The following is a 19,526-nucleotide window of genomic DNA, read 5'->3' as shown; positions in this document are numbered from 1 at the left end:
CGCAATCAATCCTGGCGACACTGCACCGCGTGGGCCGTACGATGCGGCCGCGGTTGCAGGCTCTCTCGGATCCATGAAGAACAAGCGCTTCCGCATCGAGGAAAGTCTCGGCGTTTCCCATGCTCAGGTCGAGGCGTCGCCTCAGCCAAATCCGGCCAACGACGACCGGATCTCCGAGATCCTGGCGACGGTCAACGAGCTGAAGCGGCTGACCCAGACCACGACCGGCGACGTGATCGACGCCTGCCGGCGCGAGATGGCCGAAGTCTACGGGATGCGCACCGAGCTCGACGTGATGAAGGCCGCGATCGGCCGGACCAAGCACGAGATCGCGGTGCTGCACCGGCAGGACTTCGACGGCAAGGGCGTGCGCCGGGCGGCCGGCGAACTCGACGCGGTGGTCGACGCGACCGAGCGCGCCACCACCACCATCCTGGCCGCGGTCGAGGAGATCGAGACCCACGCCTCGGTGCTGCGCTCGACCGGCGGGCTCAAGGACAGCTCCAGCGTCGACGCCATCCTCGACCGCACCGTCGTGCTCTATGAGGCTTGCAACTTCCAGGACCTGACCGGCCAGCGGATCAGCAAGATCGTCAACGTCCTGAAGTTCGTCGAGGACCATATCGACCGGATGATCGACGCCTGGGGCGGCCTGGACGCGTTCAAGGATCTGATCGGCGAGAGCGCCGGGGTCAGCATCGACGACGAGAGCAGCCTCCTCAACGGGCCGAAGCTCGACGAGGATCCGGGCCACGTCGACCAGAACGACATCGACGCCCTGTTCGACTGAGAACCCGCGCGGCCCCGGTGCGGGCGCCGTGCCAGGGATCTCGAAAACCCGCCGTGTCGCCCGCCATCCCGGTCCCCGGGGAGCCGCGGACCGTCCCGGCGGGTTTCGCCGTGTCCGGCGTGCACTGGTCGGACACCGGCCGGACCGGACGACGCGAGAGCGGCGCCCGTTCACGCTGCAACCGGACGCCGCTCCAGGCCTTTGATTTTGCCGCGTTTTTTCCGACGAACCGGTATCCGCTTCGTCGGAAAATGCTCTCAGCAGATTTCGCCGAAGTGGACACCGGTTCGGCGGCAAAAATCTGCGACAAAACAAGAACCTAAGCAGACTTGCGTTGGCCTGCCAACGCAAGTCTGCTCAGAGCGGCGCCCGCCCGAAGAGGCGCGACCACGCCCCCGCGAGGCGAGAACCTGCCCCCGCGAGGCGGGAACCTGCCCCCGCGCCGCCGCCCGGCACCGGCGCCGCCGCCATCCGCTCCATCCGCCGCAGCAGATCCTCGGCCGCCGCCCGCGGGTCGGCGAGGTGCTGCTGGCTGCCGAAGGCGCCGGGTGCGGCCTCCGCCGTACCGGGCTGGTGGAGGTAGGAGACGGCGTTGCCGCACAGGACGTCGACGAGCCGGAAGGTCGGGTTGATCGTGCGCCCCGGGCTCAGCGCCGCCACCCGGCGGCCGGGCGGTGCGAACAGCGTCGTGTGCAGGGCCGAGCCGAGGGAGCCCGCCACCACCCGGCGCCGGGCGAAGAGCCGGACCTGCTCGGCGAAGCTCATCGCCTCCGGGTGCAGGATCTCGACGCCCTCGCGGGCCAGGATCTCCGTCACCTCGTCCTCGTTGGCGAAGCGCCGCACGCCGCCGGCGAGCCGGGTCTTGGCGAGGTAGGCGGGCCGGTCGTCGGCATCGACCTCGTCGGGCGCGTAGCAGCCGGCCCCGATCGCGAGGCACAGGTCGCGGAAGACCGCGTGCCCGAACGCCTCCTCCTGGAAGGCCGGGGCCGGCACGATCGCGCGGCGCAGGCGCCGCGGCCCCTCGAAGGCATGGATGTCGCGCACGTCGAGGCCGAGGCGGGACAGGATGTCGACGGCGAAGCGGTAGGGCTGCCACAGCGCCGGGTCGGTCGGCGCGTAGCAGAGGATCGGCGCCGCCGGCCGCCCGTACAGGAGCGGCCAGAACCGCGGCAGGGTGGTGACGAGGAAGTGCCCGTAATGCAGGTGGGCGCCGCCGAGGAAGAGATAGGCCTCCTCCGGCGCCTCGGGCACGTCCGCCGGCAGGCCCCCCGCCCAGTCCCGGGGCCAGTCGGTACGCTGCCAGGACGGGACGATGCCGCGGTAATCGACGCTCTCGGGCACGAAGCGGCGTGCATCGTCGAACAGGGCCGAGGGCCGGCCCCGCGCCTCGCTGTGCGGCAGGTAGAGGGCGTTCTCGACCATGCGCACCGCCGGCAGGTCGCGCCGGATCGGCGGGATGCGGGGCGTCCGGCAGTCGCGCAGACTCATGCAGGCAAGCTCATGCAGGCAAGCTCATGCGGGCGGTTTCATGCGGGAGGGGGCTCCTCTGAGGCGTCGTCGGGGCGACATCGGGCGCCGGTGGCCTTTTAGCGCCCGGGCGCGCTCTTTCCAGCGGCGGCGGCGGCGCCTACATCGCGAGGATGAGCCGACAGCCTGGGAACGACGTGCCGCCCGACGCCCTCGACGCGATCGAGGACGACGAGGAGGCGGTGGACGCCCTCGACACCTCGCCGGAGATCGACTTCGACCTCGATGCCGGGGCCGGGGCGATCCAGGCCGGCACCGCGGTGATCCGGCGGTTCTGGACCACGCTGCCGACCTCGCCGGGCGTCTACCGGATGTTCGACGCCAAGGGCGACGTGCTCTACGTCGGCAAGGCCAAGAACCTGAAGAACCGGGTCGGTTCCTACGCGCGGGGCCAGGCGCATACCAACCGCATCGCCCGGATGATCGCCGAGACGGCCTCGATGGAGTTCGTCACCACGGCGACCGAGACCGAGGCGCTGCTGCTGGAAGCCAACCTCATCAAGCAGCTGAAGCCCCGCTTCAACGTGCTGATGCGGGACGACAAGTCCCTGCCCTACATCCTGCTCACGGCGGATTCCGACGCGCCGCAACTCGTCAAGCACCGCGGGGCGCGGCGCCGGGCCGGCCATTATTACGGCCCCTTCGCCAGCGTCTGGGCGGTCAACCGCACGGTGAACGCGCTCCAGCGCGCCTTCCTCCTGCGCTCCTGCTCCGACAGCTACTTCGAGAACCGCTCGCGGCCCTGCCTGCTCTACCAGATCAAGCGCTGCTCGGGGCCCTGCACGAACGAGATCTCGGTCGAGGATTACGCCGGTCTCGCCGCGGAGGCGCGGGGTTTTCTCTCGGGCAAGTCCAACGCCATCAAGGAGCGGATGGCCGCCGAGATGCAGGCGGCCTCCGATGCCTGGGAATTCGAGAAGGCGGCGCGCTACCGCGACCGCATCGCCGCGCTCGCCGCCATCCAGGGCGTGCAGGGCGTGAACACCCAAGGCATCGAGGAGGCCGACGTCTTCGCCCTCGACGAGCAGGCCGGGCAGTTCTGCATCGAGGTGTTCTTCTTCCGCAACTGGCAGAACTGGGGCAACCGGGCCTACTTCCCGAAGGCCGACCGCAGCATGAGCCCGGCCGAGGTGCTGGCCTCGTTCCTGGCCCAGTTCTACGACGACAAGCCGGCACCGCGGCTGGTGCTGACCTCGCACGAGATCGAGGATGCGGAGCTTCTGGCCGCCGCGCTCTCGACCAAGGGCGAGAACCGGGTCGAGATCCACTGCCCGAAACGGGCCGAGCGCAAGAACCTCGTCGACTACGCCGCCCGCAACGCCCGCGAGGCGCTGGCCCGGCGCCTCGCCGACACCGCCTCGCAGGGCAAGCTTCTCGCGGCGCTCGGCACCTCGTTCAACCTCGCGGCGGCGCCCCGCCGCATCGAGGTCTACGACAACTCGCACATCATGGGCACGAACGCCGTCGGCGCGATGATCGTCGCAGGCCCCACCGGCTTCATGAAGACCCACTACCGGACCTTCACCATCAAGTCCGAGGAGGTGAAGCCCGGCGACGATTACGGGATGATGCGCGAGGTGCTGCAGCGCCGCTTCGCGCGCCTCGTCAAGGAGCACCCGCGCACCAGGGCCGAGGCGAGCGTGGCGGCCGCCGCGGGGGGGCCGTCGGAGCCGGAGCCCGCGCCGGACCCGACCGACGCCGACGCCTTCCCGGCCTGGCCCGACCTCGTGCTGATCGACGGCGGCCGCGGCCAGCTCGAGGCGGCCCGCAAGGCCCTCGTCGAGGTCGGGGTCACCGACGTGCCGCTCGTCGGCATCGCCAAGGGGCGCGACCGGGATGCGGGCCGCGAGACCTTCTTCGTGCCCGGCCAGGCACCGTTCCGCCTGCCGCCGCGGGACCCGACGCTCTACTTCGTCCAGCGCCTGCGCGACGAGGCCCACCGCTTCGCCATCGGGGCACACCGGGCCAAGCGCAAGCGCGAGATGGTGAAGAACCCCCTCGACGAGATCCCAGGGATAGGCCCGACCCGCAAGCGCGCGCTCCTGCACCATTTCGGGACCGTGAAGGCGATCGAGCGGGCCGCGCTGGAGGACCTTGCCAAGACGCCGGGCGTCAACGCCGCGACCGCCCGGGCGGTCTACGACTTTTTCCACGCCGATGCGTGAGGCGGAGGGATCCGTGACGCCCTGTCCGGGTTCAGCCGTGTTGACGCCCCCTCCCCCCGCGTGGTTTCACCGAAGGCGATGAACGTGGTCCTGCCCCGGCGCCGCTCGACGGCCCTGAACCTCGCCAACATGCTGACCTACGGCCGTCTGGTCGCGGTTCCGGTGGTGGTGGCGCTGCTGTTCTGGCCCCAGGACGACACCGCCCGGTGGATCGCCGTCGCGGTCTTCGTGGCGGCCGCGATCACCGACTATCTCGACGGCTACGTCGCCCGCACCTATTCCCAGAGCTCGGCGCTCGGGCGGATGCTCGACCCGATCGCCGACAAGCTCCTCGTCGCCGCGAGCCTGCTGATGCTCTGCGCCGACGGCACGATCCGCGGCTGGTCGCTCTGGGCCGCCATCGTGATCCTGTGCCGGGAGATCCTGGTCTCGGGCCTGCGCGAGTACCTCGCCGAGCTGAAGGTCGGCGTGCCGGTGAGCCGGGTCGCCAAGTGGAAGACCGCCGTGCAGCTCGTGGCGCTCGGCGTGCTGATCGCCGGCCCGGCCGGCGAGCGGGTGCTGCCGGGCAACGGCACGCTCGGCCTCGTGCTGCTGTGGCTCGCCGCCGCGCTGACGCTCTATACCGGCTACGACTACATGCGCTCCGGCATCCGCCACGTCATCGACGACGAGAGATGAGCGATACCCCATGAAGGTCGTCTACTTCGCCTGGGTCCGCGAGCGGATCGGCCGCCCCGAGGAAACCCTCGACCTGCCGGCCGAGGTCGCGACCGTCGCCGACCTCGTCGCCTTCCTGAAGGGCCGCGGCGAGGAATACGCCTACGCCTTCGAGACCGAGGGCGTGGTGCGCGCCGCCGTCGACCGGGTCCACGCCAAGCCCGAGACGCCGCTCGTCGGGGCCGCCGAGGTGGCGTTCTTCCCGCCGATGACCGGGGGGTGAGGCGGATCCGCTCCGCGGGACGTTGTTCACCGCGCGCGACGATCCTCCGATCCTCCGGGTCAACCCGGGGCCGCGGAGCCTGCAGGACGAGGCGAATCGCGTCCCGCATCCGTCCGACAGGCCTGCGGTTCTGGATCCCGGGCTCCGCTACGCGGCCCCGGGATGACTCTGAAAATTGTCGATCGGAGCGCTGATCCGGCCGCGGCATTCAAGAGGATTCGAGAGACCCGTGATGATCCGCCCCCTGCCGCTCCTCGCGATCCTGGTCTCGTCGCTCACCGCCGCCGCGGCCGAGCCGGTGACGGTCGGTCCGCTGCTGGAGCATCGCGGGCTGTGCGAGGCATCGGGCGCGGCGCCCTATCCGCGCGGCAGCTTCGGCGACCGGTTCCTGGTGGTCGACGACGAATCGACCGTGTTGCGGCTCTACCGGTCCGGTGCAAGCGGCGAGGCCCTGCCCCTCGGCGGCGCCGATCTGGCGGGACATCTCGGCCTCGGCGAGAAGGACGGCAAGGCCGACCTCGAATCCGCGACCTGGCTCGGCCCGGACCTCTACGTGCTCGGCTCGCACAGCCGCCGGCACGGCGGCAAGCAGAGCCCCGGCCGCGGGCGCCTCGCCGCCGTGACGGTGACGGACGGGGCCGGTCCGCCCGCGCTCGCCCCGACGGGCGCCGCCATCCGCGCCTTGCCGCAGGCCCTCGCCGCCCTGTCGCCGCTGCTAGCGGCGCGGATCGGCCTCGACGTGCCGGCGCGCGACGACCTCGACCCCAAGCGCAAGGGCTTCAACATCGAGGGGATGGCGCCGCGACCGGATGAAAAGTCGCTCTGGCTCGGCCTGCGCAACCCCCTCGACACCGACGCGAACGCCCTCCTGGTGCCGCTGGAGAACCCGGCCGAGGCGATCGCCGGCGCCGCCCCGCGGCTCGGCACCCCGATCGCCCTCGACCTGAAGGGACGCGGCATCCGCGACATCGCCTACGCGCCGCAAGCCAAGGCCTATCTCGTGCTGGCCGGCGGGGCCGGCGGCGGCGGCGAGCCGTTCGACCTCTACCGCTGGTCGGGCGCGCCCGGGGACCGGCCGGTCCGGGTCGAGGGCGCCGCCGCGGCCTTCGCGGCGATCCCGGATTTCCAGCCCGAGGGCCTGCTGGTCAGCCCGGCCGGCGACCGGGTGCAGGTGCTGAGCGACGACGGCGAGGCGCTGGGCTCCGACGGCAAGCCCTGCGAGGAGTCGAAGGACGGGAAGCGCTTCAGGAGCCTGATGCTGGAGCTGCGGTGAGGCCACCATGCCCCCGGGCGCCGACGGTCGATGACCGCCGACGCCGCGGGCCGGTCGGACCCTCAGTCGAAGCTGCGCTTCGAGCCCGAGCCGCCGAGGCTGATCTTGCGCGCCTGGGGCGCCGCCGGGGCGGCCTGGACGGGCTTGGGCGGCGGCAGGTGGGCCTGGCCGTGGACCACGGCGCCGATCTCGCCCAGCGCCTTCGTCAGATCGTCCTTGCCGCAGGTGCGGGCGACCACGAGGCCGAGCTTGTGGGTGTGGCTCTTGGCGTAGAGGTAGCCCGCGAGCTTGGCGCGGGTCTCTACCGGCAGGGCGTCGAGGAGGTCCGGCAGGTCCTCCGGTTCGGCCCGGTAGATCTCCCCGAGGGTCGCGAGCGGGACCGGGCAGTCGCGGTCGGCTTCGGCACCGCTGGTGGGGTGGCCCTGGATCATGATGCGTCCTCCGGCTGATCGATGGCGTGGCGCAGGAATCTAGGTCCGTTCGCCCGGGGATGAAACCGCGGGGCTCGTCGGCGATTCGCGGCGCTCGCGCTCCGGCGCCTCGATGCCCTATGCTCGCCCCGGACACCAGGGGGGCAGCATGGCCAAGATGGACGAGGTGAAGACGGGCGACGACACCGCGGACCCGGCGGCGGCGCGGCCGCAGGGCGACCTCACCGTGCGGACCATCGCGATGCCGGCCGACACCAACGCCAACGGCGACATCTTCGGCGGCTGGGTGATGTCGCAGATGGACCAGGCCGGCGGCATCGCCGGGGTGGAGCGGGCGCAGGGCCGCGTCGTCACGGTGGCGGTCGACGGCATGACCTTCCTGCGCCCGGTCCGGGTCGGCGACGTGCTCTGCGTCTACACCCAGGTCGTCGGCACCGGCCGCACCTCGATGCGGATCCAGATCGAGGCCTGGGCCCGGCGCTTCCGCACCCAGGTTCGCGAGAAGGTCACGGTCGGCGTGTTCACCTTCGTGGCGATCGACGACGAGGGCCGCCCGCGCCCGATCCCGCCGGCCGCCCCGGGCCTGTCCCCGTGAGCCTCGTTGCCGATCCGGCCGATCCGGCCGGCTTTGCCTGCCAGTCCTGCGGCGCCTGCTGCGCCTATTCGGCGGAGTGGCCGCGCTTCAGCACCGAGGACGATGCCGATCTCGCGCGCATCCCGGAGGTCTACGTCGACGACCCGGCGGGGCGGATGCGCTGCGAGGGCGACCGGTGCAGCGCGCTGGAGGGCCGGATCGGCGAGGCGGTGGCCTGCAAGGTCTACGCGGTGCGGCCCGAGGTCTGCCGCACCTGCGAGCCCGGCGACCCGGAATGCCTGATCGCCCGGCGGCATCACGGCCTGCCGGTGTAACGAGGGGACTTCTGCGAGCATTCCGCCCCTTGCGCCGCGGCCCCAAGGTCGGCACATCCGCCGGATGATCGAACATCCGACCCGGGACGTCGGCTTCGGGGTCTACCTGCACTGGCCCTTCTGCGCCGCGAAGTGCCCGTATTGCGACTTCAACAGCCATGTCCGCCACACGCGCCTCGACCAGGCGCGGTGGCGCGCCGCCTTCGCGCGCGAGATCGCCCATGCGGCCGCCCTCGTGCCGGGCCGCACCGTCACCAGCATCTTCCTCGGCGGCGGCACTCCCTCGCTGATGGAGCCCGAGACGGTGGGGGCACTCCTCGACGCGGTCGCGGGCGCCTGGCGCGTAGCGCCCGACGTCGAGGTGACGCTCGAGGCCAATCCCACCAGCGTCGAGGCGGAGCGCTTCCGCGGCTACCGGGCGGCGGGGGTCAACCGGGTGTCGCTCGGCGTCCAGGCCCTCGACGACGCCTCCCTGAAGACGCTCGGGCGCCTGCACAGCACCGCCGAGGCGATGCGGGCGGTCGAGACCGCCGCCGCGCATTTCGAGCGCTATTCCTTCGACCTGATCTACGCCCGGCCGGGCCAGACGCCGCAGGCCTGGGCCGCCGAGCTGCGCGAGGCGATCGCCCGGGCGGCCGAGCACCTCTCGCTCTACCAGCTGACCATCGAGGAGGGGACGCCGTTCTACGGGCTCGCCGCCGCCGGCAAGCTCACCGTGCCGGACGACGACACGGCGCGGATCCTCTACGACGTGACCCAGGAGGTCTGCGCGAGCGCCGGCCTGCCGGCCTACGAGATCTCGAACCACGCCCGCCCCGGCGCCGAATCGCGCCACAACCTGCTCTACTGGCGCTACGGCGAGTATGCCGGCATCGGCCCTGGCGCCCATGGCCGCCTCGTCCTGCCCGGGGGCCGCATCGGCACCTCGACCGAGCGCAACCCGGAGGCCTGGCTCGCCCGGGCCGAGGGCGAGGGCCACGGCCTCCTCGAGACCGAGGCGCTGAGCCCCGGCGACCAGGCCGACGAGTTCCTGATGATGGGCCTGCGCCTGCGCGAGGGAATCGACCCCGCCCGCTACGCCGCGCTCGCCGGCCGGCCCCTCGATCCGGAGCGCGTCGCCGGGCTGGTCGGGGCCGGACTCGTCGCGCGCACCGGCGAGGGCCGGCTCGCCGCGACGCCGAAAGGCGCGCCGGTGCTCAACGCCGTGGTGGCCGAGCTGGCGGCCTGACGTCCGCGAGAACCGCCGATCCGGGGATCTACATCCCGGAGGGTCCGAGGGCCCGGGGAGCCGGGCTGACGACCGTGGTGCCGCCGCCCCGGATCTCGAACACCGCGAGGGTCCGGTCGCTGGTGCCCTCCGGGCGGAACCGGAAGGTGCCGTCGATCCCGGCGAAGCCCGAGGGATTGGTGAGCGTCGTGTCGGCGAAGCGCTGCGATCCGTATTGCCGGTTGAGCGCCGCGGCGAGCGACACCGCATCGTAGGCGAGCGTCGCGACCCGCACCGGGTCGGCGCCGAACCGGGCCCGGTAGCGCTGGCTGAACCCGGTGAAGCCCGCCGGGTCGGCAGCGGCGAACCACCCGCCCTGGAAGGCCGGCAAGGCGAAGACCCGCGGGTCGTTCCACACCGCGGTGCCGACCGGCCTGACCCGGGCCGGGTTGAAGCCGGCACGGGTGAGCGCCGCCCCGGCGGCGGACAGGCCGTCCGGCGTGTCGGGCAGGAACAGCGCGTCGGCCTGCGGCGCCGGCCCGGTCATCAGAGGCGCGAGCCGCCCGATCGCCGCCGCCGGGTTGCCGGCGGGGTAGCGCTCGATCGCGACGACGCGGCCGCCGCGGCGCGCCACCGCCTCGCGGAACTGCGCCTCGACGGCGTTGCCATAGGTCGTCTCCGGGATCAGGGCCACGAAGGAGCGCCGGCCGCCTTGCGTGGTCTCGTCGATGATCCGGTCGACCTCGGGCTGGGGCAGGAAGCTGAGCAGGTAGACGCCGCGCGCCGCCACGCTGGCATCGGTCGAGAAGGCGATGACCGGCTTGCCGGCGGGCCGCGCCGTGGTGGCGGCGGATTGCACGGTCGCGGCGAAGAGCGGTCCGATGACGAGCTCCGCGCCCTCGGCGAGGGCTGCGGCCGCCGCCTCGCGGGCGCCGTCCGGCGTGCCGCGGTCGTCCTTCACCAGGAGCTTGAGATCCGGGCTCTGGGATTCCTGGAGCGCCAGATCGGCGGCGTTGCGCAGGCTCGCGCCGACCGCGGCCCCGGGCCCCGACAGCGGCAGGATCAGCGCCACCTTGACGCTGCCGGTACCGAGCGTCGCCGGCTCGCCGGGAGGCGCCGCCGGGGCCTCCGGCGGGGCCGTGCGGGTGGCGACGACCGGGCTGTCGACCCCGCCGCAGGCTCCGAGCGCGAGCAGGCCGGCGAGCAGAACGCCGCTGCATCCGAAACGCCTCAGAGTGTCGAGGCCGATGCCCCCCATCGCCCGCTCTCCCCGGTCCGGCCGCCACGCCGCGCCCCGCGCGCAACGATTCGGCAACAGATGTGCCCGGTGCATAAAGTCTGCCGACGAAAAGTAAACGACCGCTCCCGTCCACGCCGCCATGGCGCGAGGACGGGAAGCCGTGGCAGTGTCGCGCGCGATGACCCAGCGCAGCGACGATTCCCGCCGCCGGTCTCCGGACCGGTCCGCCACCGGCCGGGGCCCGGCCGTCTACACCGCCTTCGGCCTCGCGGCAGAGGCCGAGCCCCTGCCCCCCGGCCTGCACGTCGTGGCGACGCCGATCGGCAACCTGAAGGATGTGAGCTTCCGGGCCCTCGCGACGCTCGCCGCCGCCGACGCGGTGCTGGCCGAGGATACCCGCGTCACCCGCACGCTGCTCGCCCATTACGGCATCACCACGCCGCTCGTCGCCTATCACGAGCATTCGGGCGAGGGCGTGCGCGACCGGATGATCGCCCGGATGCAGGGCGGCGAGGCCCTGGCGCTGGTCTCGGATGCCGGCACGCCGCTGGTCTCCGATCCCGGCTTCAAGCTGGTTCAGGCGGCGATCGCGGCGGGGCTCGCCGTGACCCCGATCCCCGGGCCCTCGGCCGCCATCACGGCGCTGGTCGCCGCGGGCCTGCCGACCGACCGGTTCTTCTTCGAGGGGTTTTTGCCGCAGAAGAGCGGCGCCCGGCGCAACCGCCTCGCGGCGCTCGCCGCCATCCCCGGCACGCTGGTGCTGTTCGAGGCGCCCCACCGCCTGCCCGAGATGCTGACGGACGCCGCCGAGGTGCTGGGCGGCACCCGCCCGGCGGCGGTGGCGCGCGAGTTGACCAAGCTGTTCGAGACCGTGCGCCGGGGCGCGCTGTCCGCGCTCGCCGACGAATACGCCGCCGCCGGCCCGCCGAAGGGCGAGGTGGTGGTGGTGATCGGCACCGCGCCCGAGGACGCGCCCGGGCCCGAGCACGACGCCGACCTCGATGCCCGGATCGAGGCGGCGCTCGCCCGTCACTCGATCAAGGACGCCGCCAGCCTCGTCGCCGACGAGACCGGCCTGAAGCGGCGCGAGGTCTATGCCCGCGCCCTGGTGCTGGCCCGCCGCGGCGACGATGCCGGCGAGGCCTGACGCGGCGGCCCGGCGCCGGCTCCACCTCGCCCGGGGTCGGCGGGCCGAGCTTCTCGCGGCGCTCGCCCTCCTCCTCAAAGGCTACCGGCCGCTCGCCTGGCGCGTGTCGCTCGGCGGCGGCGAGATCGACCTGATCGTGCGCCGCGGCAGCGTCGTCGCCTTCGTCGAGGTCAAGGCCCGGCCGACCCTGGCGGCGGCCCAGGTCGCGATCGACGCGCGCAAGCGCCGCCTCGTGTCCCGCGCCGCCCGGGCCTGGATCGCCCGCGCGCCCTGGAGCGCGGGCCTGACGCTCCGGGCCGACGCGGTCTTCGTCGCACCCGGGCGCTGGCCCCGCCACGTCGTCTCCGCCTTCGAGCTGGATTCGTAGCGGTTAGACGCATCCCGTTCATCTTGCGTGCAGCGCAGCATGCCTAAGCTTGTCGGTGCGACCTGAATGGGAACGGGGTGAGCGAGATGCGCAGCGGGTTCGGATGCGAGTCGTGCGGTTCGCCGGCGGTCCGTCTGCCGGCTGCCCTCACGGACGACGCGATGATCCAATGCGACCGCTGCGGCTGCACGCTGATGGCCTGGGGGGCATTCAAGCGCCGGGTCGAGGCGCAGGAGACCGCCGACCTGCGCCGACCCGCGGAGCGGCGCGCGAGCGGGACGCCCCACGACGCGCGCAGCGCCTGATCATACCGCCGCGCCTTCGAACGGATCCGTTCGGAGGCGCAAGGCAAGCCCGAACGGGCGTCGGCACCGATGCACCGGACGCCTTTGCCTCGACGTAGCGATGCACAGGCGGGAAGGGATAAGACACTGGGTGCATATGCGGCTCGAGAGCAGGCTCTCCTAGCCGGTTCGATTCCGTCAGTCCCGCGAGCCCGGCTCGATCGGCTCGCGGGCTTGCGGCCTCCCGCCGAGGTCGGACGCATAGGCGTTGATGATCCCGACCAGCAGACCGGGGAACCGGGCCTCCACCTCGGCCCAGCGGGCCTGGTTGCGCATCTCGACGCCGTGGCGCTCGCTGCGGATCAACCCGGCCTCGCGCAGCACCTTGACGTGGTTGGACAGGGACGATTTCGGGATCACCCGATCCCCGATCGCCGAGAGGGCCGAACAGGCTTCCACGCAGCCGCTCCGCATGATCCCGGCGAAGATCGCCGCTCTGTCGGGATCGGCCAGCGCGTGCAGGATCGCCTCGGGCCGCACGTCCTCGATGGTGGGGTGGAACAGGGGTCGCATCGCTCCCCCATACAGGATCCCGATGGGGCCTTGAACTCCGGTCCAATAGTTCCGAAATTCCGAACTATGGGACAAGCGCTCCGCTCCCGGAGCGTGCCCGGTTCGGGGAAACACGCACATGTCGAAGCTCGAGGGCAAGGTCGCCGTCGTGACCGGCGCGTCGAAGGGCATCGGTGCCGGCATCGCCAAGGCCCTGGCGAGGGAGGGTGCGGCCGTGGTGGTGAACTACGCGTCGAGCCGCGCGGGAGCCGACGCCGTCGTCGCGGCGATCGTGTCGGCCGGTGGCAGGGCCGTCGCGGTTCGGGGCGACGTGACCAGGGCGTCGGAGGCCCGGGCCTTGATCGACGCCGCCGTCACGGAGTTCGGCCGGCTCGACGTGCTGGTGAACAATTCGGGCGTCTACGAATTCGCCGCGATCGACGACCTGAGCGAGGACCATTACCGGCGCCAGTTCGACGTCAACGTGCTGGGGCTTCTGCTGACCACGCAGGCCGCCGCGAGGCACCTCGGCGAGGGCGGCAGCATCGTGAACATCTCCTCGGCCATCACCCACGTGCACACGCCGATGGCGGCGGTCTATGCGGGGACCAAGGGGGCGGTGAACGCGATCTCGGGCGTGCTCGCCAACGAGCTGGCCCCCCGCAAGATCCGGGTGAACGTGGTCAGCCCGGGCTTCGTCGTGACCGAGGGCACGCACACGGCCGGGGTCGTCGGGTCGGACATGGAAGCCGGTCTCGTCGCGCAGACGCCTCTCGGCCGCGCCGGTCAGCCGGACGACATCGCCGGTGTGGTGGCGTTCCTCGCATCCGACGACGCCCGCTGGCTCACCGGCGAGGTAATCACCGCCAGCGGCGGCATTCGCTGACATCGAGGTCGGTGCATGAGGGACCGGTGCTTGCGCGCGCTGCCGAAAGGGGCGCGCGCAGGGACGAGGCTCGTGCCGTTCCCGGACGGTTCGCGGTAGCGAGGACGCGAACGGCGCCGCAATGAGTGCTGCCCGACCCGGCGCGGCCAGATGTCGCGACTGTCGTGCCCGATGATTAAACTTGCGCCGATCGTCGATCAACGCGCCTTTACTGTCCGAAACCAGACGGTCGCGCCCGGTCTCCGGGCGCGTATCCTTCAGTTCGCCGCCGCGATCGCGGCGATCAGGGTGCGCTTGAGATCCTGCTGGCTGAACGGCTTCTGCACCACGGGACGGTCCCGGAACGGTTCGCGGATGCCCGCCCCGCCATAGCCCGTGGAGAAGATCAGCGGCAGGCCGCGGCGCACGATCGCCTCGGCGACGGGATAGATCGGCTCGCCGGCGACGTTGACGTCGAGGATCGCGACCACGAAGCTCTCGCTCTCGGCCATCTCGAGTGCCTTGCTCAGCCGGGCCGCCGGACCCACGACCTCGCAGCCGAAATCGAGCAGCATGTCCTCCAGGAGCATCGAGATCGCCGCTTCGTCCTCGACGACGAGGACGCGGGCACCGTTCAGGAGGTCTTCGCTTGTTTCCGTGCCCACGCCGGATGTCTTTCCCTCATCGCCCCGTATCGAGGCCCGATCGACCCGTTCCCGCGGCGGCGGTAGCCGCCAAGCCGTCGGGGGTTCCCATCGCCCGCAGCCCGTGCGAGTCCGCGCCGGCAGACGTCACCTGCGCCGGTGAGCCGTCGCCCGGAAAGGCAGTCATGTCAAGCGTAGCCGCCTGGGGCGCGATGCAGCGGCAATCCGGCCCGCCGCGCCCCTTGAATCGACGCCGGGTTCTGGCGGGTGCGGTGGCGGGTCTCGTCTCGGGGGCGGCCGCTCCGGCCCTCGGCTCGACGGGGCGGCCGGTCGTCGTCGCCTCGAAGATCGACGGCGAGGGAGCGCTCCTCGGACAGATGATCGTGATGAGTCTTCGGCGCCTCGGCGTGCCGGTGACCCCTCGGCTCCAGCTCGGCCCGACCCGTATCGTGCGCACCGCCCTCGCCGCGGGCGAGATCGATGCCTATCCCGAGTATACCGGCAACGCCGCCTTCTTCTCCGGCACCGACGCGGACCCGGTCTGGCGCCGGGCCGAGACCGCGCTCGCCGCGGCGCGGCGCTTCGACGAACCGAACGGCCTGACCTGGCTCACGCCCGCCCGCGCCAACAACACCTGGCAGATCGCCGTGTCGGGCAAGCTCGCCCGGGCCGAGAACCTGCGCACGATGGCCGATTTCGCCGGTGCGGTCCGCCGCGGCCTGATCGACCTCTGCGCCTCGGCGGAGTTCGTCGAGAGCCCGGCCGCCCTGCCCTCCTTCGAGCGCGCCTACGATTTCGCCCTGCCGCGGGAGCGGATCGTGATGCTGCCGGGTGGCGACACCGCCGTCACCCTGCGGGCCGCCGCGCAAGGGATCAGCGGGGTCAATGCCGGCATGGTCTACGGCACCGACGGGGTGATCGCGGCCCTCGACGTGGTGGTGATGAGCGATCCCCTGGGGGCGCAGATCGTCTACGAGCCGGCGCCCCTCGTCCGCACGGAGGTGCTGGCGCGCCACCCCGCGATGGCGCCCGCCCTCGACCGGCTCTTTTCCGGCCTCGACCTCGCGACGCTGCGCCGGCTCAACGCGCAGGTGGCGGTGGACGGCGACACGCCGGAAGCCGTCGCCCGCCGCTACCTCGGCTCCGTCGCGCCATGACGCGTCTGATGCCTCCACGTCCGATGTCTTCGCTCACGGCGTCTCGGGCGCTGCCCCTCGCGGCCGCCGGCCTCGCCGTCGCGGCGCTCGTCGCCCTGCCCGTCCTCACGCTCGCGCCGAATCGCCTCGTGCCCGGCGCGCCCGTCGGCATCGGGTTGCCCGGTCTCGGCCTCGGGCTCCTGGCGCTCGTCGCGGCCCTTCTCCTTGCCGCTCCCGCCTCCGCCCGGACGAGCCGCCTCGCCCTCGCGGCGGCGCTCGCGGCCTGGTGCGGGCTGGTGCTCGCCACCGGCCAGGGCGCCGCCGGGCTCCTCGCCGGCAAGCCGGCGGCGGCCCGCGCGGTCCTCGGCTCGGGCGCCTGGCTCGGCGGCCTCGCCCTGGCCGGGCTCACGGCCGCGGCGGCCCGGGCCGTCTTCCCACGCTGGGGCGGCCTCGTCGCCGCCTCGCTCCTCCTCGGATTCCTGGCGCTCGCCGCGGGGGGCGGCCTCCTCGATTCGCTCTCGCTCACGGTCGAGTATCGGGCGCGGGCGGGCGCGGTGAACGCGGCTTTCCTCCAGCATCTCGGGCTCGCCGGGGCCGCGCTCCTCCTCGCGCTCGCGGTCTCGGTGCCGCTCGCGATCCTGCGCCTGCGCGACGGACCGGCCTCGCGCCTCGTCGACGGTCTCCTCAACGGCGTGCAGGTCGTGCCGGCGCTCGCACTCTTCGCCGCCCTGGTGGCGGGCCTGTCCGGGCTGCTCGCCCTCGTGCCGGCCCTGCGGGGACTCGGCCTGGCGGCCATCGGGCCGGTGCCGGCGGTGATCGGCACCGCCGCCTATCTCTGCCTGCCGCTGGTGCGGGGCCTCGCCGCCGGCCTCGCCGCGGCGGACCCGGCGGTGCTCCACGCCGCCCGGGCGATGGGCCTCACCCCCAGCGCGACCCTGCTGCGGGTGCGGCTGCCGCTCGGCGCACCCGTGATCGCCGGGGCCCTGCGGGTCGCGGCGGTGCAGAGCGTGGGGCTCGCCACCCTCGGCGGCCTCGTCGGAGCCGGCGGGCTCGGGGCGGTGGTGTTCGAGGGCATGGCGCAGTTCGCCCAGGACCTGATCCTGCTCGGCGCGCTGCCGGTGATCGGGCTGGCGCTCGCGGTCGATGCCGGGCTCGCGCTCCTGACGAATCGGGAGGCCGCATGAACCGCGCGATGAAACGCCTGCCCCGGTGCGCCGCGCCGCTGGCGCTCGGCCTCGTCCTGGCGGGGTTGAGCCTGCCCGAGGTCGCCGGTCCCCTCGTGCGCCTGCTCGGGATGCAAACCGGCACGCCGGTGCCGGCTGGGCGCCTCGCCTGGCTCGCGCGCCACCACCTCGCCCTGGCGCTCGGCGGCTTCCTGCTCGCGGGCGGGGCCGGTCTCGTCCTCGGCATCCTGGCGACGCGGGCGGCGGGCGCGTCCGTGCGGGGTGCCCTCGACACCCTGGCGGCGGCCGCCCAGGCCGCGCCGCCGGTGGTGGTGGTGGCCCTCGCCCTGCCGGTCCTCGGCTTCGGCGCGCCGCCGATCCTGCTGGCGCTCACCGCCTACGGGCTGATGCCGGTGATGCGCGGCACCGCCGGGGCGCTCGCCACCGTGCCGGAGGACGTGCGCGCGGCCGCGACCGCGATGGGGCTCACCCCGACGCAGACCCTCCTGCGGGTCGAGCTGCCCCTCGCCGCCGGGCCGATCCTCGAGGCCCTGCGGGTGGTGCTGGTCCTGGCGGTCGCCACCGCGGCGGTAGGCGCGCTCGCCGGCGCCCAGACCCTCGGCACCCCGATCGTCGTCGGCCTCCAGACCCAGAACACCCTGGCGCTGGTCCAGGGCGCGGCGGCGGCGGCCTCGCTCGCCTTCCTGGCCGACGCGGCCTGGCTCGCCGCCGCGTCGGGCCTCGGCCGGCGGCTACGCCGCTAGGCCGCGCTTGCGCAGCAGCGGCCCGGTGCTCGGCAGCCGGCCGCGGAAGGCCGTGTAGGCGCTGCGGGCGTCGCGCAGGTTGCCGGCGCCGTACACGTAGGTGCGCAGGCGCTCGGCGGTGGCAGGGTCGAAGATGTCGCCCGCCTCCCGGAAGGCGTCGAAGGCGTCGGCGTCCAGCACCTCGGACCACAGGTAGCTGTAGTAGCCGGACGCGTAGCCCTCGCCGGCGAAGACGTGCTGGAAATGCGGCGTGCGGTGGCGCATCGCGATCTCGGCCGGCATGCCGATGCGGCGCAGGGACTGCGCCTCGAAGGCGAGCGGGTCGATGCCGCCCTCGGCCTCCGGGGAGAGGTGCAGGTCGAGGTCGACGATGGCGGACGCCGTGTACTCCACCGTGGCGAAGCCCTGGTTGAAGGTGCGGGCGGCGAGCAGCCGGGCCAGCAGGTCCTCGGGCATCGGCTCGCCCGTGCGGTAGTGGCGGGCATGGGTCCGCAGCACCTCGGGCTGCTCCAGCCAGTGCTCGTAGAGCTGCGAGGGCAGCTCGACGAAGTCGCCCGCCACCGCGGTGCCGGCGAGGATCGGATAGGTCACGTTCGACAGGAGCCCGTGCAGGGCGTGGCCGAACTCGTGGAACAGCGTGCGGGCGTCGTCGAAGGACAGGAGCGCCGGCTCGCCCTCGCCGCCCTTGGCGAAGTTCATGACGTTGACGATGATCGGCGTGACCGGCCCGGTCAGACGCTCCTGCGAGCGGAAGCCGCTCATCCAGGCGCCCGAGCGCTTGCTGGCCCGCGCGAAGTAATCGCCGAGGAAGAGGCCGATCACCGTGCCGTCCCGGTCGGCAACCTCCCAGGCCCGCACCTCCGGATGGTAGCGCGGCACCTCCGCGAGTTCGGTGAAGGAGAGGCCGAACAGCCGGTGCGCGGTGTCGAAGGCGGCCTGGATCATGCCCTCGAGGGGCAGGTACGGCTTGATCTCGCCCTCGTCGAGGGCGTGTTCGCGCCGGCGCAGGCGCTCGGCGTAGTGACGCCAGTCCCAGGGCGCCAGGGCGGCCGTCTGGCCGTCCTCGTGCGCGAGGGCCTGGAGCCGGTCGCGCTCGGCCTCGGCCCGGCGGCGGGCCGGGGCCCAGACCTCCTCCAGGAGCCCGACCGCCGCCTCGGCGCTGCCCGCCATGGTGTCGTCGAGGCGGAAGGCGGCGTAGCTCGGGTAGCCCAGCAGGCGCGCCCGCTCGGCCCGCAGGCGCAGGGTCTCGGTGATGATCGCCCGGTTGTCGGTCTCGCCGCCGTTCTCGCCGCGGCGGATCCAGGCGCCGTAGGCGCGCTCGCGCAAGTCGCGCCGGGTCGAGAAGACCAGGAACGGCTCGATCAGCGAGCGCGACAGGGTGACGACGTGCGAGCCGGCAAGCCCGCGCTCCTCGGCGGCCCGGCTGGCCGCGGCGCGCAGGAAGGGCGGCAGGCCGGCCAGATCGTCCTCGCCCGCGAGTTCCAGCATGAACCCGCTCTCGTCGGCGAGCAGGTTCTGGCTGAACTGCGTGCCGAGCTCGGCGAGCCGCGAGGCGATGGCGGCCATCCGCTCCTTGGCCTCGGCGCCGAGTTCCGCGCCGGCGCGGCGGAAGCGCAGGCGGTAGCGCTCGCGCACCCGCTTCTCCTCGTCCGTCAGGCCGTCCTCACCGACCGTCGAGACCCGCGCCCACAGGTCCGGGTTGAGGTAGATCGCGCTGCCGTGGCGCGCGAGCCGCGGCGCCACCGCCCGCTCGACCGCCTGGAGGTCCGGGTTGGTGTGGCTGCCGGCCAGGTTGAAGAAGGTGGCCGAGACCCGCCGCAGCGCCTCGCCGGAGCGCTCCAGCGCCCCGATCGTGTTGGCGAAGGCCGGCGGCTCGGGATTGCCGGCGATCGCCTCGATCTCGGCGACGTGCTGGGCAAGCGCCCGCTCGAAGGCCGGCTCGTAATGCGCGGGGGCGATGCGCTCGAAGGGCGGCAGCCCGTGGGGCGTGGTCCAGACCGGCTCGGAGAAGGGGTTGGGCTCGTGCTCCGCCGTGACGCCGCGCATGTGATCCTCTCGCTGAGATGGCGGGCGACGATAGCCCCTCGGGCGCGGGGCGCAAGCGCGGCGGGACACGCCGACC

General features: G+C 73.1%; 21 protein-coding genes. 15 read left to right on the top strand and 6 right to left on the bottom strand.

What is annotated here, in order from left to right:
• Window positions 1–73: 73 nt before the first annotated feature.
• Window positions 74–790, top strand: a complete 717-nt coding sequence (locus QR78_RS05475; RefSeq protein WP_048426494.1) for a chemotaxis protein — start codon at window positions 74–76, stop codon at window positions 788–790.
• A 357-nt stretch (window positions 791–1,147) separates the two neighbouring features.
• Here QR78_RS05475 and QR78_RS05470 read toward each other — a convergent pair whose 3' ends face one another.
• Window positions 1,148–2,278, bottom strand: coding sequence for a glycosyltransferase family 61 protein (locus QR78_RS05470; RefSeq protein WP_053220805.1), 1,131 nt, complete (start codon window positions 2,276–2,278; stop codon window positions 1,148–1,150).
• A 152-nt stretch (window positions 2,279–2,430) separates the two neighbouring features.
• Here QR78_RS05470 and uvrC point away from each other — a divergent pair, with 152 nt between their 5' ends.
• From uvrC to QR78_RS05450, 4 genes are all read left to right on the top strand, one after another.
• Window positions 2,431–4,482, top strand: coding sequence for an excinuclease ABC subunit UvrC (gene uvrC, locus QR78_RS05465; RefSeq protein ID WP_048426493.1), 2,052 nt, complete (start codon window positions 2,431–2,433; stop codon window positions 4,480–4,482).
• A gap of 78 nt (window positions 4,483–4,560) precedes the next feature.
• Window positions 4,561–5,160 (top strand): CDP-diacylglycerol--glycerol-3-phosphate 3-phosphatidyltransferase, encoded by a 600-nt coding sequence (pgsA, locus tag QR78_RS05460; protein ID WP_048426492.1) that lies wholly within the window; start codon window positions 4,561–4,563, stop codon window positions 5,158–5,160.
• A 10-nt stretch (window positions 5,161–5,170) separates the two neighbouring features.
• Entirely contained in the window at window positions 5,171–5,422 is a 252-nt protein-coding gene (moaD, locus tag QR78_RS05455) for a molybdopterin converting factor subunit 1 (RefSeq protein WP_048426491.1), read from the top strand.
• Between the two features lie 232 nt (window positions 5,423–5,654).
• Complete coding sequence (locus QR78_RS05450; protein WP_048426490.1) at window positions 5,655–6,695, top strand: DUF3616 domain-containing protein; 1,041 nt, start codon at window positions 5,655–5,657, stop codon at window positions 6,693–6,695.
• 62 nt (window positions 6,696–6,757) lie between these two features.
• Here QR78_RS05450 and QR78_RS05445 read toward each other — a convergent pair whose 3' ends face one another.
• Window positions 6,758–7,126: a hypothetical protein gene (locus tag QR78_RS05445; protein WP_048426489.1), complete on the bottom strand. Its 369-nt coding sequence runs from the start codon at window positions 7,124–7,126 to the stop codon at window positions 6,758–6,760.
• Between the two features lie 157 nt (window positions 7,127–7,283).
• On the opposite strand from QR78_RS05445, the gene yciA reads away from it, so the two are divergent.
• The 3 genes from yciA (at window position 7,284) to hemW (ending at window position 9,263) form a co-directional block, all read left to right on the top strand.
• Window positions 7,284–7,721, top strand: coding sequence for an acyl-CoA thioester hydrolase YciA (gene yciA / locus QR78_RS05440; protein WP_048426506.1), 438 nt, complete (start codon window positions 7,284–7,286; stop codon window positions 7,719–7,721).
• Window positions 7,718–8,035, top strand: a complete 318-nt coding sequence (locus QR78_RS05435) for a YkgJ family cysteine cluster protein (RefSeq protein ID WP_048426488.1) — start codon at window positions 7,718–7,720, stop codon at window positions 8,033–8,035. Before yciA ends, QR78_RS05435 begins: the two co-directional genes overlap by 4 nt.
• A gap of 64 nt (window positions 8,036–8,099) precedes the next feature.
• Window positions 8,100–9,263 carry a radical SAM family heme chaperone HemW gene (gene hemW / locus QR78_RS05430; protein ID WP_048426487.1) on the top strand — a complete coding sequence of 388 codons (1,164 nt, stop codon included), beginning with the start codon at window positions 8,100–8,102 and terminating at the stop codon, window positions 9,261–9,263.
• 28 nt (window positions 9,264–9,291) lie between these two features.
• Here hemW and QR78_RS05425 read toward each other — a convergent pair whose 3' ends face one another.
• The gene (locus tag QR78_RS05425) at window positions 9,292–10,500 is read right to left on the bottom strand and encodes a penicillin-binding protein activator (RefSeq protein ID WP_082171785.1); all 1,209 of its coding nucleotides are present in this window, start codon (window positions 10,498–10,500) and stop codon (window positions 9,292–9,294) included.
• A gap of 160 nt (window positions 10,501–10,660) precedes the next feature.
• On the opposite strand from QR78_RS05425, the gene rsmI reads away from it, so the two are divergent.
• From rsmI to QR78_RS05410, 3 genes are all read left to right on the top strand, one after another.
• Window positions 10,661–11,629 (top strand): 16S rRNA (cytidine(1402)-2'-O)-methyltransferase, encoded by a 969-nt coding sequence (gene rsmI, locus QR78_RS05420; RefSeq protein WP_048426504.1) that lies wholly within the window; start codon window positions 10,661–10,663, stop codon window positions 11,627–11,629.
• A complete protein-coding gene (locus QR78_RS05415; protein ID WP_082171786.1) occupies window positions 11,613–11,996 on the top strand; it encodes a YraN family protein in 384 nt (127 codons plus the stop codon). Before rsmI ends, QR78_RS05415 begins: the two co-directional genes overlap by 17 nt.
• A 161-nt stretch (window positions 11,997–12,157) precedes the next feature.
• Entirely contained in the window at window positions 12,158–12,301 is a 144-nt protein-coding gene (locus QR78_RS05410) for a hypothetical protein (RefSeq protein WP_162234104.1), read from the top strand.
• A gap of 177 nt (window positions 12,302–12,478) precedes the next feature.
• Here the strand turns inward: QR78_RS05410 and QR78_RS05405 are convergent, their stop codons facing one another.
• The gene (locus tag QR78_RS05405; RefSeq protein WP_048426484.1) at window positions 12,479–12,853 is read right to left on the bottom strand and encodes an ArsR/SmtB family transcription factor; all 375 of its coding nucleotides are present in this window, start codon (window positions 12,851–12,853) and stop codon (window positions 12,479–12,481) included.
• A 118-nt stretch (window positions 12,854–12,971) separates the two neighbouring features.
• Between QR78_RS05405 and QR78_RS05400 the strand changes: the two genes are divergently transcribed.
• On the top strand, window positions 12,972–13,718 hold the full coding sequence (locus QR78_RS05400) for a glucose 1-dehydrogenase (protein WP_048426483.1): 747 nt from the start codon (window positions 12,972–12,974) through the stop codon (window positions 13,716–13,718).
• 257 nt (window positions 13,719–13,975) lie between these two features.
• Here QR78_RS05400 and QR78_RS05395 read toward each other — a convergent pair whose 3' ends face one another.
• Window positions 13,976–14,287: a response regulator gene (locus tag QR78_RS05395; RefSeq protein WP_420865532.1), complete on the bottom strand. Its 312-nt coding sequence runs from the start codon at window positions 14,285–14,287 to the stop codon at window positions 13,976–13,978.
• A 239-nt stretch (window positions 14,288–14,526) separates the two neighbouring features.
• Between QR78_RS05395 and QR78_RS05390 the strand changes: the two genes are divergently transcribed.
• From QR78_RS05390 to QR78_RS05380, 3 genes are read left to right on the top strand one after another with little or no spacing between them, the layout of a single operon-like run.
• A complete protein-coding gene (locus tag QR78_RS05390; RefSeq protein WP_048426481.1) occupies window positions 14,527–15,498 on the top strand; it encodes a glycine betaine ABC transporter substrate-binding protein in 972 nt (323 codons plus the stop codon).
• A 23-nt stretch (window positions 15,499–15,521) separates the two neighbouring features.
• The gene (locus QR78_RS05385) at window positions 15,522–16,661 is read left to right on the top strand and encodes an ABC transporter permease (RefSeq protein ID WP_048426480.1); all 1,140 of its coding nucleotides are present in this window, start codon (window positions 15,522–15,524) and stop codon (window positions 16,659–16,661) included.
• Window positions 16,662–16,669: 8 nt separating this feature from the next.
• Window positions 16,670–17,404: an ABC transporter permease gene (locus tag QR78_RS05380; protein WP_048426503.1), complete on the top strand. Its 735-nt coding sequence runs from the start codon at window positions 16,670–16,672 to the stop codon at window positions 17,402–17,404.
• On the opposite strand, the gene QR78_RS05375 is transcribed toward QR78_RS05380, so the two are convergent.
• Window positions 17,393–19,450 carry a M3 family metallopeptidase gene (locus tag QR78_RS05375; protein ID WP_048426479.1) on the bottom strand — a complete coding sequence of 686 codons (2,058 nt, stop codon included), beginning with the start codon at window positions 19,448–19,450 and terminating at the stop codon, window positions 17,393–17,395. The genes QR78_RS05380 and QR78_RS05375 overlap by 12 nt on opposite strands.
• Window positions 19,451–19,526 lie beyond the last annotated feature (76 nt).

The sequence above is a fragment of the Methylobacterium indicum genome (assembly GCF_001043895.1).
GTDB classification, from domain to species: domain Bacteria; phylum Pseudomonadota; class Alphaproteobacteria; order Rhizobiales; family Beijerinckiaceae; genus Methylobacterium; species Methylobacterium indicum.
This window is presented reverse-complemented; position numbering and strand designations above follow the sequence as displayed.